The sequence below is a fragment of the Kitasatospora sp. NPDC059327 genome (genome assembly GCF_042752535.1).
GTDB lineage: Bacteria > Actinomycetota > Actinomycetes > Streptomycetales > Streptomycetaceae > Kitasatospora.
Genome location: NZ_JBHYYB010000025.1, coordinates 57603 through 71217 on the forward strand (window position 1 = coordinate 57603; position 13615 = coordinate 71217).

At 74.7% G+C, this 13615-nt stretch carries 15 protein-coding genes; 8 read left to right on the forward strand and 7 right to left on the reverse strand.

Translation table 11 applies throughout. The features are described 5' to 3' along the window. Nucleotides 1–34: 34 nt before the first annotated feature. On the forward strand, nucleotides 35–931 hold the full coding sequence (locus ACFXHB_RS17600) for a hypothetical protein (RefSeq protein ID WP_380575193.1): 897 nt from the start codon (nucleotides 35–37) through the stop codon (nucleotides 929–931). Nucleotides 932–1023: 92 nt separating this feature from the next. Here the strand turns inward: ACFXHB_RS17600 and ACFXHB_RS17605 are convergent, their stop codons facing one another. Beyond that, nucleotides 1024–1728 (reverse strand): TetR/AcrR family transcriptional regulator, encoded by a 705-nt coding sequence (locus tag ACFXHB_RS17605; protein WP_380575194.1) that lies wholly within the window; start codon nucleotides 1726–1728, stop codon nucleotides 1024–1026. Nucleotides 1729–1889: 161 nt separating this feature from the next. On the opposite strand from ACFXHB_RS17605, the gene ACFXHB_RS17610 reads away from it, so the two are divergent. Further along, entirely contained in the window at nucleotides 1890–3032 is a 1143-nt protein-coding gene (locus tag ACFXHB_RS17610) for an FAD-dependent oxidoreductase (protein WP_380575195.1), read from the forward strand. A gap of 127 nt (nucleotides 3033–3159) precedes the next feature. Here ACFXHB_RS17610 and ACFXHB_RS17615 read toward each other — a convergent pair whose 3' ends face one another. Further along, on the reverse strand, nucleotides 3160–3735 hold the full coding sequence (locus ACFXHB_RS17615; protein WP_380575196.1) for a TetR/AcrR family transcriptional regulator: 576 nt from the start codon (nucleotides 3733–3735) through the stop codon (nucleotides 3160–3162). A gap of 152 nt (nucleotides 3736–3887) precedes the next feature. On the opposite strand from ACFXHB_RS17615, the gene ACFXHB_RS17620 reads away from it, so the two are divergent. Together ACFXHB_RS17620 and ACFXHB_RS17625 are read left to right on the forward strand one after the other, a co-directional pair. Then, nucleotides 3888–5036, forward strand: coding sequence for an FAD-dependent oxidoreductase (locus tag ACFXHB_RS17620; RefSeq protein WP_380575197.1), 1149 nt, complete (start codon nucleotides 3888–3890; stop codon nucleotides 5034–5036). 291 nt (nucleotides 5037–5327) lie between these two features. Then, the gene (locus tag ACFXHB_RS17625) at nucleotides 5328–5579 is read left to right on the forward strand and encodes a DUF5302 domain-containing protein (RefSeq protein ID WP_380575198.1); all 252 of its coding nucleotides are present in this window, start codon (nucleotides 5328–5330) and stop codon (nucleotides 5577–5579) included. A gap of 181 nt (nucleotides 5580–5760) precedes the next feature. Here ACFXHB_RS17625 and ACFXHB_RS17630 read toward each other — a convergent pair whose 3' ends face one another. The 5 genes from ACFXHB_RS17630 to ACFXHB_RS17650 all read right to left on the reverse strand — a co-directional run bounded on the left by ACFXHB_RS17630 (nucleotide 5761) and on the right by ACFXHB_RS17650 (nucleotide 10468). Beyond that, nucleotides 5761–6975: a GDSL-type esterase/lipase family protein gene (locus ACFXHB_RS17630; RefSeq protein WP_380575199.1), complete on the reverse strand. Its 1215-nt coding sequence runs from the start codon at nucleotides 6973–6975 to the stop codon at nucleotides 5761–5763. A 98-nt stretch (nucleotides 6976–7073) separates the two neighbouring features. Beyond that, nucleotides 7074–7643: a TetR/AcrR family transcriptional regulator gene (locus tag ACFXHB_RS17635; RefSeq protein WP_380575200.1), complete on the reverse strand. Its 570-nt coding sequence runs from the start codon at nucleotides 7641–7643 to the stop codon at nucleotides 7074–7076. A 176-nt stretch (nucleotides 7644–7819) separates the two neighbouring features. After that, nucleotides 7820–8992: a hypothetical protein gene (locus ACFXHB_RS17640; RefSeq protein ID WP_380575201.1), complete on the reverse strand. Its 1173-nt coding sequence runs from the start codon at nucleotides 8990–8992 to the stop codon at nucleotides 7820–7822. 142 nt (nucleotides 8993–9134) lie between these two features. Then, nucleotides 9135–9563: a nucleoside deaminase gene (locus ACFXHB_RS17645; protein ID WP_380575202.1), complete on the reverse strand. Its 429-nt coding sequence runs from the start codon at nucleotides 9561–9563 to the stop codon at nucleotides 9135–9137. After that, nucleotides 9560–10468 (reverse strand): LLM class flavin-dependent oxidoreductase, encoded by a 909-nt coding sequence (locus tag ACFXHB_RS17650; RefSeq protein WP_380575203.1) that lies wholly within the window; start codon nucleotides 10466–10468, stop codon nucleotides 9560–9562. The genes ACFXHB_RS17645 and ACFXHB_RS17650 overlap by 4 nt, the downstream gene beginning before the upstream one ends. A 94-nt stretch (nucleotides 10469–10562) precedes the next feature. On the opposite strand from ACFXHB_RS17650, the gene ACFXHB_RS17655 reads away from it, so the two are divergent. From ACFXHB_RS17655 to ACFXHB_RS17670, 4 genes are all read left to right on the forward strand, one after another. Continuing rightward, nucleotides 10563–11030: an Lrp/AsnC family transcriptional regulator gene (locus tag ACFXHB_RS17655; RefSeq protein WP_380575204.1), complete on the forward strand. Its 468-nt coding sequence runs from the start codon at nucleotides 10563–10565 to the stop codon at nucleotides 11028–11030. 104 nt (nucleotides 11031–11134) lie between these two features. Continuing rightward, nucleotides 11135–12295 (forward strand): anion permease, encoded by a 1161-nt coding sequence (locus tag ACFXHB_RS17660; RefSeq protein ID WP_380575205.1) that lies wholly within the window; start codon nucleotides 11135–11137, stop codon nucleotides 12293–12295. After that, a complete protein-coding gene (locus tag ACFXHB_RS17665; protein ID WP_380575207.1) occupies nucleotides 12292–12540 on the forward strand; it encodes a hypothetical protein in 249 nt (82 codons plus the stop codon). The genes ACFXHB_RS17660 and ACFXHB_RS17665 overlap by 4 nt, the downstream gene beginning before the upstream one ends. A gap of 260 nt (nucleotides 12541–12800) precedes the next feature. Beyond that, the gene (locus ACFXHB_RS17670) at nucleotides 12801–13481 is read left to right on the forward strand and encodes a family 16 glycosylhydrolase (RefSeq protein ID WP_380575263.1); all 681 of its coding nucleotides are present in this window, start codon (nucleotides 12801–12803) and stop codon (nucleotides 13479–13481) included. Nucleotides 13482–13615: the final 134 nt, after the last annotated feature.

A 13615-nucleotide genomic window follows, 5' to 3' on the forward strand; every position in this document is an offset into this window, starting at 1 on the left:
GAGGAGGATGGCCACGCCGAGGAGGTGTGGCCGAGTGGCGGACGAACAGGGCATCCCCACGGGCGCGGTGCGCCCGGGGCCCGGTGACCGGACGGCGCTGCGCCCGGAGGAGGTCGCCCGGGAGGGGGCCGCTGCCCGGCCGCCCGCGCTGAGCCTGGCGGACGCCCGGACCGGTCGGAGCACCGGGACCCCGCCCGGGCGGCGGATGGTGCTGAGGGTCGCCGTCGTGCTGTCCCGCGCCGACGGTCGGACCGGGGCGGGGGACTTGCGGGCCGCGCTGGTCGGTGACGTGCTGCAACGGGTCGCAGAGATCGAGGGTCTCCAGGTGGTGCCGGTCCTCGCCCTGCCGGACGGCGCCGCGGCGGAGCCGCCCGCCGTCTTCGGGCGCGCCGCGGCCGCTCTCGGTGTCCATCCGCCGGTGGCCGTCGTCGCCCCCGGTGGCCAGGACGCGGCCCTGGGCGGCCCGCCGGACGTCCGGGTGCTGGCGGCGGGCGCCGATCGGGCGGACGCCGCGGCCGGTGTGTGGCTCGCGGTCGGTCCGGCCGGGCCCGAGCCGGGCGGCGACCTCGCGGGCGGTCTCGACTCCGGCGCCGTCGACGCCGCGGCGGTGCGGCTGGCCCTGCTCGCCCGCCCGTACCGCGAACCGGCCGGGACCGGCCCGCGCGAGTTGGCCGAGGCGGCCGCCACCCTGCGGGACTGGCGCCGGCAGGTCGCCGACTGGGCCTGGACGCCCTCGGCACCCGTCCCGGACGCGATCCGACGGCAGGCCGCGGCCGCGTTCACCGGCGACCTGGACACTCCGGCCGTGCTCGCCCTGCTGCACCGCGTCCGGGCGGATTCCGGCCTGGCGGAGGGCGCGCGCTTCGAGACCTTCGCGGCCCTGGACCGGGTGCTGGGCCTGGAGCTCACGCGCGACGTCGGCCGTCGCTGACCGCTGACCGCTGACCGCTGACCGGGCGGAGCGGCCCGCCGGTCCGCCGTCCTGCCTGTCGTCGGGCCCGTCGTCCGGCCGGCCCGCCGGGGTCAGGCCTCCGGACGGGGGGTGACCAGGGTGCCGTTGATGACGGTGCGCAGGATCCAGGCCAGCCGCTGCTCCGGGGTGCCGGAGAGCAGGTCCGCGCCGAGCGCGGCGATGCGCGGGTGGCGCTCGGGGGTGGTCGCCCGCAGGGCGTCGGCGAGCGCGCCGTGCTCGTCCTCGGCGTGGGCGTCCTGGTCGCGACCGGCCTGCTCGGCGGCGATCGCGGTGGCCGTCTGGAGCAGGACGTCGACGCCCCAGGCGGCCTGGCCGTCGGGCACGCCCCCTTCGTGCAGCAGGGCGAGGACGGCCTCGACCAGGGCGAGGTAGTTCGGCCCCGAGGGGCGGGCCAGCAGGGCCGAGTGCGCCAGGCTGGGGTGCTGGAACAGGACCCGGGTGTAGGAGGCGAGCACGGCGGCGAGCCGTTCGCGCCAATCGCCCGGTCCTTCGCCCGGTCCTTCGCCCGGCCCGAGGTCGACGGCGCCCAGCAGCTCTTCCAGGATCGCCGCGTGCAGCTCGGCGGTGTTGGCCAGGTAGACGTAGAGCGAGGCCGGTCCGGTGTCGAGCTCCTGGGCGAGGCGGCGCATGGTGACGCGCTGGAGGCCTTCGGCCCGCATGACCCGGACGGCGGTGTCGACGATGCCCTCGTAGCTGAGCGCGGGCTTGGCGGGCCGCTCGCGGCGGCTGCGGGGGGCGGGGGAGCGCGAGGTCACGCGGCCCAGGGTAACGACCGCGTTCGCCACGAACAAGTTCGCCCGCACCTCGACAGCTCGAACGAACATGTTCGTCAAAACCTTGTTCGTGGCGAACATGTTCGTTACCGTGGTGGACGAGGGCGACCGCCCCGGCCCGCGTCCGTACGGAGGAGTCCGCCATGACCGACCCCACCCCCCACCACCCCCTCGCGATCGTCGGCGCCGGCCTCGGCGGCCTGACCCTGGCCCGCGTCCTGCGGCTGCACGGCATCGCCGCGACCGTCTTCGACCTGGAGCCCTCGCCGGCGGCCCGCACCCAGGGCGGCATGCTCGACATCCACGGCGACTCGGGGCAGCGGGCCCTGCGCGCGGCCGGACTGCACGACCGGTTCCTGGACCTCGTCCACCCGGGCGGGCAGGCGCTGCGGATCGTCGGCCCGGACGGCGTCGTCCGCCTGACCGAGGAGGACGACGGCAGCGGGGACCGCCCCGAGGTGGACCGCGGCCGCCTGCGCGATCTGCTGCTCGACTCCCTGGCGCCCGGCACGGTCCAGTGGGGGCGGAAGGCGTCCGGCGCCCGCCCGCTCGGTGACGGCCGCCACGAGGTGCGGTTCCAGGACGGCTCGGCCGTCACGACCGACCTGCTGATCGGCGCGGACGGCGCCTGGTCCCGGATCCGTCCGCTGGTCTCCGCCGCGACGCCCGCGTACACCGGCGTCTCCTTCGTCGAGACGGACCTGTGCGAGGCCGACACCCGTCACCCGGCGGCGGCCGCCCTGGTCGGCGGGGGCTTCTTCTTCTCCCTCGGGGAGGGCAGGGGCTTCCTGGCCCACCGGGAGAGCGACGGCGGCCTGCACGTCTACACCGCGCTCAAGGTCGCCGAGGACTGGCTGGACGGCATCGACCTCACCGACCCGGCGGCCGGGAAGGAGGCCGTCCTGGCCGGGTTCGGCGGCTGGCACGAGAGTCTGCGGGCCCTGGTGGCCGAGGCCGACGGCGCGCTGGTGGGCCGTCGCATCCACGCCCTGCCGATCGGCCACCGGTGGGACCGGACCCCGGGCATGACGCTGCTGGGCGATGCCGCCCACCTGATGTCCCCCTTCGCGGGGGAGGGCGCCAACCTCGCGATGCTGGACGGGGCGGAGCTGGGCCTGGCCCTCGCCGCCCATCCGGGTGATGCCGAAGCCGCCCTGCGGGTCTACGAGGAGGCGCTGTTCCCCCGCGGCGCCGCCTCGGCCGCCGAGTCCGCCGCGAGCCTGACGCTGATGTTCGGGGAGCGCGCGCTGGACGGCCTGCTGGACCTCTTCGGTGCCGCCGGGTGAACGCGGGCCCGCGCCTCGACCCCCCGTCGAGCGCCGTCCTGTCGGCGGGCGACGACCTGCTCCGGCAGGCCGCGCGCGGCGTGCCGACCCCCCGCGACCACCGGCCGGGACGTCGGACGTACGGGCCTCAGGCGGTGCTCCAGCCGTGTTCGAGGAGGTCGAAGGCGGCGTCGACGGCCCGGGCCGGATCGTCGGAGTCGCGGGCGAGGGCCGAGGCTTCGAGGGCGAACCGGGCCAGGGCGGCGCAGCGCGGGTCGTCGGCCGCGGCGCCGGTCGCCCCGGCGACGGCGCGGGTGAGCGCGTCCTGGTGACGGGTCCACATCCGGTGGGCGTACTCGTTCAGCGCGGGGGTGTGCCGGACGAGGTCGGTGAAGGCGTGGAACCGGGGGTCGGTGTCCGGGGCGCGGAGGTGGGCGCGCATGACGTACTCGCGCAGTGCGCCGGGGATCGAGCGGTCCGGCCCCCGGTCGACCACGGCCGCGACGAGGCCGGCCTCCCGGTCGCCGTCCTGGTCGAAGACCAGCGCCTCCTTGCTGGGGAAGTGCTTGAGCAGGGTCGTGGTCGACACGTCCGCGGCTTCGGCGACGTCCCGGATGGTCACCCGGTCGTAGCCGTGTTCGAGGAAGAGGTCGAGGGCGGCGTCCGCCAGGGCCTGGCGGGTGGCGGCCTTCTTGCGTTCGCGGCGTCCGACGGTGGCGTCCATAGCGGCATCGTACCGGAAGGTGTGCGGGGCAAAAAGTTGTGTCGTTGCACTTTTTGGGTCAGTGTGTTTTTGTGGCGGTGCGGCCGGCGCACCGAGGCCCGCGCCGGCCCCGTACCCACCTCGCCCCGAGCCCCTCGTAGGAAGGCCCTGCCATGTCCACCACCAGCCCGCCCCGCATCGGGATCGTCGGCGCCGGCCCCGGCGGTCTGATCTGCGCCCGCGTCCTCCAGCGCCACGGCGTTCCCGTCACCGTCTACGACCTGGACTCCTCCCGTACGGCCCGCGACCAGGGCGGCACGCTCGACATGCACCCGGACTCCGGCCGGCGCGCGCTGGCCGAGGCCGGTCTGCTGGACGGCTTCCTCGCCCTGGCCCGCCCCGAGGGCGGGCAGATGCGCCTGCTCGGCCGCACGGGCGAGGTCCTCGTCGACGCCGCCGCTCCGCGGAACGCGGACGAGGGCAACCCCGAGATCGACCGCGGCCTGCTGCGCGGCCTCCTGCTGGACTCCCTCGCCCCGGGCACCGTGCGCTGGGGGCACCGGCTGGAGCGGGCCGAACCGCTCGGCGGCGGCGCGCACCGCCTGCGCTTCGGCAACGGCGCCACCGCCACGACGGACCTCCTCGTCGGGGCCGACGGCGCCTGGTCCAAGGTCCGCGAGCTCCTGTCGGCGGCCCGGCCCGGCTACACCGGCGTCACCTTCGTCGAGACCGGCTTCGACGACGCCGACACCCGCCACCCCCGGCTCGCCGCCCTCACCGGCGACGGCACGATGATGGCCCTCGACGACAACCGGGGCCTGATCGCCCAGCGCAACGGCGGCGGTCACCTCCGCGTCTACGCGGGTCTGCGGACCGACGAGGAGTGGTACCGGCGGGCCGGCGTCGATCTGACCGACGCCGCTGCCGTACGGGCCGCCCTCCTCGGCGAGTTCGCCGGCTGGAGCGGTGAGCTGCTCGGGCTGGTGGCCGACACCGACACCGGCTACGTCAACCGGCCGCTGTACGCCCTGCCCGTTCCGCACACCTGGCCCCGCACCCCGGGCGTCACCCTGCTCGGCGACGCCGCCCACCTGATGTCCCCGTTCTCCGGGATGGGCGCCAATCTCGCCATGCTCGACGGCGCCGACCTCGCCCGTGCGGTTCTGGACGGCCCCACCCTCGACGCCGCCGTCACCGCCTACGAGAAGGTGCTGCTGCCCCGTTCCGCCGCGGCCGCCGAGGGAGCGGCCGAGGGCCTCGCCGGTGCCTTCGCCCCCGACAGCGCCGAGCAGACCCTCGCCCACTTCGCCGGGCGCCACTGAGGGCCGGGCAGCACTGACGGCCGGGCGCCACTGAGGGCCGCGCGCCGGCCGCCCGGTGGGCACCCGGTCGGCCCGCGAGCGCGGCGCCGGGGCCGGATCCGCCGCCCGAAGACGATCACCCGAAGACGATCACCCGAAGGCGGTCACGAGGCCCGTACGCCTGGCCGCCCCGGGGCGCGGAAGGGGCTCCGACCGGGCGGAACGGGCACCACCGGTGCGAGCGGGTCCCTCGGACGTGACATCGTGTGGGTGAAGCCGCCGAGCGGCAGCACCCTTTCCAGGAGGTCCTGTATGAGCAGCGAATCAACGTCGTCCGAGAACCCCGAGAACCAGGAGAACGCCGTGAGCCCGGAGGCGGCCCAGACCGCCGCGGCGCCGGCCGCGCAGGACGACGTCAAGGCCCGGTTCCTTGAGGCACTGGAGCGCAAGCACGGCACCAAGGGCGGCGGCGCGGCCGGTGGGCCGAACGGTGACTCGAAGATCCACGGCGCCCACGGCGCGGTCGGCGGCAAGCGCAACTTCCGTCGCAAGAGCGGTGGCTGAGCACTCCGCGGGTTGAGCGGAGCCGCCGGGCCCGGTGCGGACCGGGTCGCGGGGCACGTGCCCGGCGGGCGCCTCGGGGGTGCGCCACGCCGTGCGGGTGCGGCCGCCCGGCAGGCCCGCTGTTTCCGCCGTCCGGTCCCTCGCGGGCCGGGCGGCGGAGGTGTCTCGGGGCGTAGGTGTCTCAGGCGTCGCTGTCGAGCCGGTCGCCGGCGGCCCGGCGGGCGGCGAACGGGCGGCCGGGGGCGAAGGCCAGGGCGGCGAAGCGTTCGCCGACGCGGCGGTGCGCGGCGGTGTCCGGGTGGAGCCCGTCGGGCAGCGGCAGCTCGGCGAAGTCGGCCTCGCCGTAGAGCGCGCGGCCGTCGAGGTGGTGCAGGTTCCGGTCCTGCGCGGCCCGCTGCCGGACGATGCGGTCGAGCTCCGCCCGGACGACCCGCAGGGTCAGCTTCCCGCTCGCGCGGTCCGCCGGATCGCCCGTGGCGCGGAACCGCAGCTGACCGGTGCTCAGGGCGGTGAGGTCCGGTGCGCTGGGGCCGGGGGTGTCCTCGTGGATCGGGCACAGGAGGGACGAGACGACGAGCAGCGGCGTGTCGGGGTGTCCCTCCCGGACGGTGTCGAGGAAGCCGTGCACGGCGGGGGTGAAGGCGCGCAGGCGCATCAGGTCGGTGTTGACGAGGTTGATGCCGATCTTGACGCTGATCAGGTCGGCGGGTGTGTCGCGCATGACCCGGGCGGTGAACGGGTCGAGCAGGGCACTGCCGGCCAGGCCCAGATTGATCAGCTCCACGCCGCCGAGCGCGGCCGCGAGCGCCGGCCAGGTGGTGGTGGGGCTCGCGGTGTCGGACCCCTGGCTGATCGAACTCCCGTGGTGCAGCCAGGTCCTGCGGCCCCGGTCCGGTATCGGCTCGACCGGGGCGTCGGTGCGCAGCGCCACCAGCTCGGTGGTCTCGTTGTGCGGCAGCCAGATCTCGATGTCCTTGAGGCCCTCGGGCAGTGCGGGGAAGCGGGCGGTGCCTACCGGTCCGGGCCGGTTCTGGGCGGCTCCGGTGGACAGGTCGACGGTCAGGGTGTTGCCGCCGGCCACCCGGGCCTGTCCGGCCGGGCGGCCGTCGACGAGCAGCTCGTACACGCCGTCCGGGCGGGGCGGGGCGCCCGGGTAGACCCGTTTGGTGGGCCGGGCGTCCAGTTCGACCGCGGTGGCCCGGGTGCGGAAGGCCAGCCGTACGCCCGAGGGCTGGGACTCGGCCATGGCCAGCTGTCCGTCGGTGTTCCGGGCGCGGACCCAGGCGGGGAGCCGGTGCGGCAGCAGGCCGTGCTCGGTCGGTTCCAGGTCCAGGGCGCCGCGCAGCAGTTCGGCGGTGACGGGCGTGGTGATCCGGGGGTGCGGGGCGGTGTGCATGGGCGTCAACCTTGTGTTCCGTGAGGTGGCGGAGGGGGTGGACCCGGCCACGGGCCGGACTCCTCCCCGGCTCCCGGCCGGGGAAGGAGTCCGGGGCGTCAGGGGGCGGGCCAGTTCCGCAGCAGGGCGTCGAGGGCGTCGAGGACACGTGACCAGGACTCCTGGGAGTCGGGGGCGCTGTGGCTGAAGCCCCCGGCCAGCTCCAGGTCGACGTAGCCGTGGAAGACGCTCCCCAGCAGCCGGACGGCATGGGTCTGGTCCGGTTCGCTGAGGTCGTAGCCGCGCAGGATCGCCCGGGTCATCTCGGCGTGGCGGCCGCCGGCACTGGCGGCCGCCGCCTCCGGGGTGAGTCGCAGCTTGGTCGCGGCGTAGCGGCCGGGGTGCTGCCGCGCGTAGTCGCGGTAGACGTCGGCCAGAGCGACCAGGGCGTCCTTGCCGGCCCGTCCGGCCAAGGCCTCGGAGCCCCGGTCGGCCAGCTCCTCCAGGGCGAGCAGGGCGATCCTGGTCCTGAGGTCCTGGGAGCTCTTCACGTGCGAGTACAGGCTCGCGACCTTGACGTCGAACCGCCTGGCGAGTGCCGAGACGGTCACCTGCTCGAAGCCGGCCTCGTCGGCCAGCTCCGCGCCGGCCCGCGTCAGGCGCTCGGGGGTCAGCCCCACGCGTCCCATGCTCATCCCTTCGTTCGGCAGAGTCGATTATGCGTTTGCCTAAAGCCTTTAGGCAAACGGGCATGCGGTGAAGGGAGCGTTGGGAGTGGGCCCCTCGGGGGAGTGGGCCCCTCGGGGAGTGGGGACGACGGCGTCGAGACCGGACCGGGCGGAAGTCGGACGGCGGGCGCCCGCGCTCAGTCGACCTGGAGCCGCCAGCCGGAGAACGAGCTGTCCGCCACCCGGATCAGACAGCCGGGGGAGAGCCGGGTGTGGAGGGCCGCGGGCCTGCCACCGTCCTGCGGGAAGGCCGACGTGGAACCGAGCCGGCGGAGATCCTCGGTCAGGGAGTCGGCGGTCACCGATCCCGGGTCGTTGCCCGACGCCAGGTTCACCAGGGCGAGGCGTCCGGTCCGGCCGCTCCGGCCGGTCCACCGCAGTATCTCGGGGCCGCGCCCGGTCGCGGCGTCACCGAAGGCGCGGGCCCCGGCGACCGGCTCCACCCGCGCCTCCCACCGGCCACCGCTGCGGACGTCGATCAGCTCCGCCCCCTGGCCGGCCCCGATCAGGTCACTCCCGGTCCGGTCGGCGTAGGGCGAGTGGCACAGCCTCACCCCGTGCGCCCCGCCCCAACTGCCGACCAGGAGATGGTCGTTGTCGCGTGGCAGGGTGAACGACAGGAGGGCGGGCGGCCCGTCGTAGCGCAGGACGTCATGGCCCTCGCCCTCCGTCCGGTCCACCAGTCGCGGCAGGTGGTCGAGGTCGAGCAGCCGTGCCCACCACGGACCCTCCGCGCCGGCCCGGACCCGCAGGGCCGGCAGGTTCGCGGTGTCGTCGGTGTGCCACAGCAGCACGCGCTGCGGGGACAACGCGGTGATCAGACGGAAGTCCGTCCGGCGGTCGCCCCGCGGCCCTTCGATCAGCACGGCGACGGGCCTGCGCTCGACGAGTTCGTCGAAGCCGAACTCCAGCACCGCCGCCCGACCCCGCTCCGGCCGGGCGAACACCGCCGAGTCCTCCCCCCGGCCCGCGTACGCCCCGTCCGGTACCCGGAAGGCGTCGAGCCGCTCGTCGGCGGGCGGACCGGGTACGGCGTCGCGCGGCGGACCGTCGACGGTCTCCCGCAGCCGCAGCGTCCACTCGCCCCGGTGCCGGACCGACAGCTCGGCGAAGGCCGGCCTCCAGTGCGGCGGGACCAGCAGGCCGCCGCCCGCGCCGTCGAAGACCACCTCCAGCGGCGTACCGGCCGAGGGCCGGGAGAGCCGCAGCGTCAACGGCCGCCCGGATCTGCCCTCCACCGTCAGCAGCAGGGTCCGAACCCCGGCGGGGAAGGACGGCGCGACCGTCCCGCTGCCCTGCCCCCGACCCACCCACAGCTCCGTCACAGCGGCCCCCCAGAACGCGATCGACGGGACCACTGTGCCGGAGTCGCGGCCCGGGGGACACCCCGGCGGCTCCGGCTCCGGCTCCGGCACCGGCTCCGGCACCGGGCCGGCCGGAGCGTCCCGGGGCTCAGCGGTACCAGGCCTCCACCACGGGCCGTACCTCGTCGAGCAGCGCGGGGCCGACCTGCGGTACGGGGAGGCGGCCGCTGCCCGGCCGGATGTCCAGGAGCTGCTCGCCGGAGAGCGCGAACACCACCCGGCGCAGCCCGGCCTGCTGGACGGCGGCCTCGCACATCCCGCACGGCTGGCAGCTGGTGTACATCGTGGTGTCCGCCGCCGCGGTCGCGGTGAGCTCCCTGGCGGCCCACCGCGCCAGCTTCAGCTCGGGGTGCGCGGTGATGTCCCGGTCGGTGAGGGTGGTGTTGCGCTCCTCGGCCAGGACCGTGCCGTCCGGCCCCGCCAGCAGGGATCCGAACGGCGGGTTGCCGCTCGCGCGCGCCTCGGCGGCGAGGGCGATGGCCCGTCGCAGGAGGGTGTGGTCGTCGGGTGCGGTCATGACTGTTCCGTTCCGTCGTGAGTGGGGAGGTCGTGAGTCGGGAGGTCGTGAGGGGGCCGGTGGTGAGGGGAGAGGAGGTGTGCGGCGACCGTGGCGAGGGCCTGCCAGCCCTGGTGCGGGTCGAGGGTCGTGCGCGGGTCGCCGTGGTAGGGGTCCAGGACGACGGTTTCGGCGCCCAACCGCCGTAGCTCGTCCAGGTCTTCCAGGACCTGGTCGATCGTGCCCTCGCCGGCGAGCCGCTGCGCTCCGTCGACCGGCGCCGCGGTGAGGCGCAGGGCGATCCGGGGGGCCAGCGCGGGCGCCGGGAGCCGCTGTTCGTCCGCCGCGTCCTTCAGCCGGCCGGCGGCCTCGCGCAGCCACGGCATGGTGCACCGCAGCGGATGCCAGGCCTGCCCGAGCCGTACGGCCCGGCGGATCCCGGCATCGCTGTTGCCGCCGACCCAGAGCGGGATCGGGCGGTGCCCGTAGGAGGCGGTGTCCGCCCAGGCGGCCCGGATGTCCCGCAGATGACTGTCGGTCAGGCGGCCGCGCCGCTCGAACGGGATCCCGAGGGCGGCGAACTCCTGCCGCGCCCAGCCCACCCCCACACCGAGCACCAGCCGGCCGTCGCTCAGTTCGTTCAGGTTGGCCGCCATCCGGGCGGTGACCAGGGGGTGCCGGTAGGGGGTGATGAGTACCGTGGTGCCGAGCCGGATCCGGGTGGTCAGGCCGGCCAGCCAGGAGAGCGTGGTGAAGGGCTCGTAGAACGGCGCGGGATAGCGTTCGGCGACGTCGGGGGTGATGGCGATGTGGTCCGAGAGCATCAGCAGGTCGAAGCCCAGACCCTCCACGGTGCGGGCCCAGTTCCGCAGGACTCCCGGGTCGGTGCCGGGGCCGAAGTTGGGGACGTTGACTCCGATCTTCATACCGTCGAGCCTAGTCAGGGCGTACGGACCGTCAGAAGGGATTCCTGCCTGTTCGGAGGCCGTTCGCCCGTGGATTCGCCGGTAATCTGATCGAATGACCGAGACTCTTGACGCGACCGACTGGGCGATCCTGGCCGAACTCCAACGCGACGGCCGCATCGCGTTCACGGAGCTGGCCCGGCGGGTGAACCTGAGCGCGTCGGCGACGACGGAGCGGGTGCGGCGGCTGGAGGCGGCCGAGGTGATCACGGGGTACCGGGCGGAGGTGGACCTGGAGCGGACCGGGTACCCGGTGCTGGCGGTGGTCCGGCTGAAGTACCCGGGGAGCAGGCACGAGCCGCTGCGCCGGCTGCTCGCGGAGCGCCCGGAGATCCTGGAGTGCGTGCGCACCACCGGGGACGACTGCTACGTGCTGAGGGTGGCGACCACGTCGATGGCCCACCTGGAGGAGATCGTGGACGCGCTGGCCCAGTTCGGGAGCACGACCACCAGCCCCGTGCTCAGCCGGACGCTTCCGCTGCGGGGGCCGTGCGCGCCGAGGGAGCGTGCCCGGTCGCTCTGAGCGGGCGTACGGCTGCGCCGTCCGGGTGGCCGTCGTGCGGAGGTGTGGCGCGCCGGGCCGCCACCGGACGGTCAGGGGCGGTCGGCCGTCTAGCGTGGGGCCACGTGACCGGCAACGACGCGGTCCTGGCACTGGTGGTCGCCACCGCGCTGGGGTTCGACTTCACGAATGGATTCCATGACACCGGCAACGCCATGGCGACCTCCATCGTCACCGAGGCCCTCCGCCCGCGCGTCGCGGTCGCCCTCTCGGCGGTCCTGAACCTGATCGGGGCGTTCCTGTCGACAGCCGTCGCGGCGACCATCGCCAGCGGCTTGGTCGACAGCGCCGACGTGACCCTGGTGGTGGTCTTCGCGGGTCTGGCCGGCAGCATCCTGTGGAACCTGACCACCTGGTACCTCGGCATCCCGTCCAGTTCCTCGCACGCGTTGATCGGCGGTGTGGTCGGAGCCACCATGGCGGCGGCCGGCACCTCCGCCGTCAAGTGGCAGGGCCTGGTCTCCAAGGTGATCGTGCCCGCCACGCTGTCGCCGTTCATCGCCGGTACGGTCGCCGCGGTCGGCACCTACCTCGTCTACCGCTTCACCCGCGAGGTGCCCGACCGCCCGCGCGACCACGGCTTCCGGATCGGTCAGATCGGCTCGGCCTCGATGGTCTCGCTCGCCCACGGCACCAACGACGCGCAGAAGACCATGGGCGTCATCACGCTGGCCCTGATCGCCAACGGCACCCTGCAGTCCGGGGCCGAGGCGCCGACCTGGGTGATCACCTCCTGTGCGGTGGCGATCGCCCTGGGCACCTACCTCGGCGGCTGGCGGGTGATCCGGACGCTGGGCAAGGGGCTGTTGGAGATCGAGTCGCCGCAGGGCATGGCCAGCGAATCGGCCTCGGCGGCGGTGATCCTGTCCTCCACCGACTTCGGTTACTCGCTCTCCACCACCCATGTGGCCACCGGATCGATCCTGGGGGCCGGAGTGGGCAAGAAGGGCGCCGTGGTGCGCTGGCACATCGCCCGCCGGATGGCGGTGGCCTGGCTGTTCACCCTGCCGGCCTCGGCGCTGGTCGGTGCGGCGGCCTACTGGGCCGCGAACGGGATCGGTGGGACCGCCGGGGTCGTGGTGATCTTCATCGTGCTGATCCTGGCCTCGGTCGCCTTCTTCGCCGCCTCCCGGCGCCCGCACGTGGCCGTGACACCGGAGAACGTCAACGCCGCCTGGACCGGTTCGGTGGTCCCGGCGCCGGACGCCAACGAGGCGGCCTCGTGAACTCCTGGATCAACCTGGACGCGCTGTGGCGGATCGTCGTGGTGGGTCTGCTCGCCGGGGCCGGTCTGCCGGCCCTGTTCGCCCTCGGCCTGCGCGCTCTCAACCCGCCGGCCCGGACGGCCGGGGCCCGGGCCGCCGGGGGACCGACCGCCGGGCCGGCCGGCTACGCGGTGGCGGGTCTCTGCTTCGCGGTGGTCCTCGCCGCGATCGGCTGGGGCATCTCCGTCATCGTCAACCACAGCTGAACGGCCCGGTCGGCCCGCGCCGCGCCGCCTGAACCGCGTCGTCGCCGCGGGGCGGTGTCGTCGGACCCCCGCAGCGGCCGCCGGACCCGCCGACCAGGGGCTCCGTTCAAGTGATTGACAGGGTTCCGTCATGGGAGTTCACTTCGTGAAGAAAGGTCCCGGCCGGGCGCTCCCACGACCCTCCCAGACCAAGGCGGCTGCGTATGCCCTCGTCCACCCAACGACGCTCACTGGCAACCACGTTCGGCGTGCTGCTGGCCATGGTGGCGGCCATCGGCTGGGGTCCGACCCCGGTCTCGGCGGCTCCGATGACCGTTCAAGCAGTGAACTTCGAGGACAACTTCGACGGTCCCGCCGGTTCGGCGGTCGATGCCGGCCGGTGGCAGACCGAGACCGGGGACAACGTCAACAACCACGAGCGCCAGTACTACACCGCCGGAAACGCGAACGCCGCGCTGGACGGCCAGGGCCACCTGGTGATCACGGCGCGGCGCGAGAACCCGGCCAACTACCAGTGCTGGTACGGCACCTGTCAGTACACCTCGGCCCGGCTGAACACCGCGGGCCGGTTCGCCCAGGCCTACGGCCACGTCGAGACCCGGATGAAGGTCCCGCGCGGCCAGGGCATGTGGCCGGCGTTCTGGATGCTGGGCAACGACATCGGCCAGGTCGGCTGGCCGAACAGCGGCGAGATCGACGTCATGGAGAACGTCGGCTTCGAGCCCGGGACGGTGCACGGGACCATCCACGGCCCCGGCTACTCGGGCAGCGGCGGCATCGGCGCCCAACGCTGGTCCTACAACGCGGTCACCCATGACCTGGTCAACGTGCCGGCCGACAAGTGCCTGGACGTCGCCGGGGGCAATCCGGCCGATGCCACGGCCACCCAGATCTGGACGTGCACCGGGGCCGGCAACCAGAAGTGGACGCTGAACCCCTGAGCACGCCGCCGTGGGGGCGCGCCCCCCCCCCCCCCCCCGCCGCGGGGCGCGCCGGGGGACGGCCCGGGCCGGGGCGGGCCCGGCCGACCCCCGGGCCCACGAGACAAAGGTGGGGGGGACGATATTAAAAAATA

What these genes read in the sequence shown, in the direction of transcription:
- ACFXHB_RS17610 (WP_380575195.1), top strand. Translation starts at nt 1,890, where the DNA reads ATGACCGACCCCACCCCCCACCACCCCCTCGCGATCGTCGGCGCCGGC.
- ACFXHB_RS17615 (WP_380575196.1), bottom strand. Translation starts at nt 3,735, where the DNA reads ATGGACGCCACCGTCGGACGCCGCGAACGCAAGAAGGCCGCCACCCGC.
- ACFXHB_RS17620 (WP_380575197.1), top strand. Translation starts at nt 3,888, where the DNA reads ATGTCCACCACCAGCCCGCCCCGCATCGGGATCGTCGGCGCCGGCCCC.
- ACFXHB_RS17625 (WP_380575198.1), top strand. Translation starts at nt 5,328, where the DNA reads ATGAGCAGCGAATCAACGTCGTCCGAGAACCCCGAGAACCAGGAGAAC.
- ACFXHB_RS17630 (WP_380575199.1), bottom strand. Translation starts at nt 6,975, where the DNA reads ATGCACACCGCCCCGCACCCCCGGATCACCACGCCCGTCACCGCCGAA.
- ACFXHB_RS17635 (WP_380575200.1), bottom strand. Translation starts at nt 7,643, where the DNA reads ATGGGACGCGTGGGGCTGACCCCCGAGCGCCTGACGCGGGCCGGCGCG.
- ACFXHB_RS17645 (WP_380575202.1), bottom strand. Translation starts at nt 9,563, where the DNA reads ATGACCGCACCCGACGACCACACCCTCCTGCGACGGGCCATCGCCCTC.
- ACFXHB_RS17650 (WP_380575203.1), bottom strand. Translation starts at nt 10,468, where the DNA reads ATGAAGATCGGAGTCAACGTCCCCAACTTCGGCCCCGGCACCGACCCG.
- ACFXHB_RS17655 (WP_380575204.1), top strand. Translation starts at nt 10,563, where the DNA reads ATGACCGAGACTCTTGACGCGACCGACTGGGCGATCCTGGCCGAACTC.
- ACFXHB_RS17670 (WP_380575263.1), top strand. Translation starts at nt 12,801, where the DNA reads ATGGTGGCGGCCATCGGCTGGGGTCCGACCCCGGTCTCGGCGGCTCCG.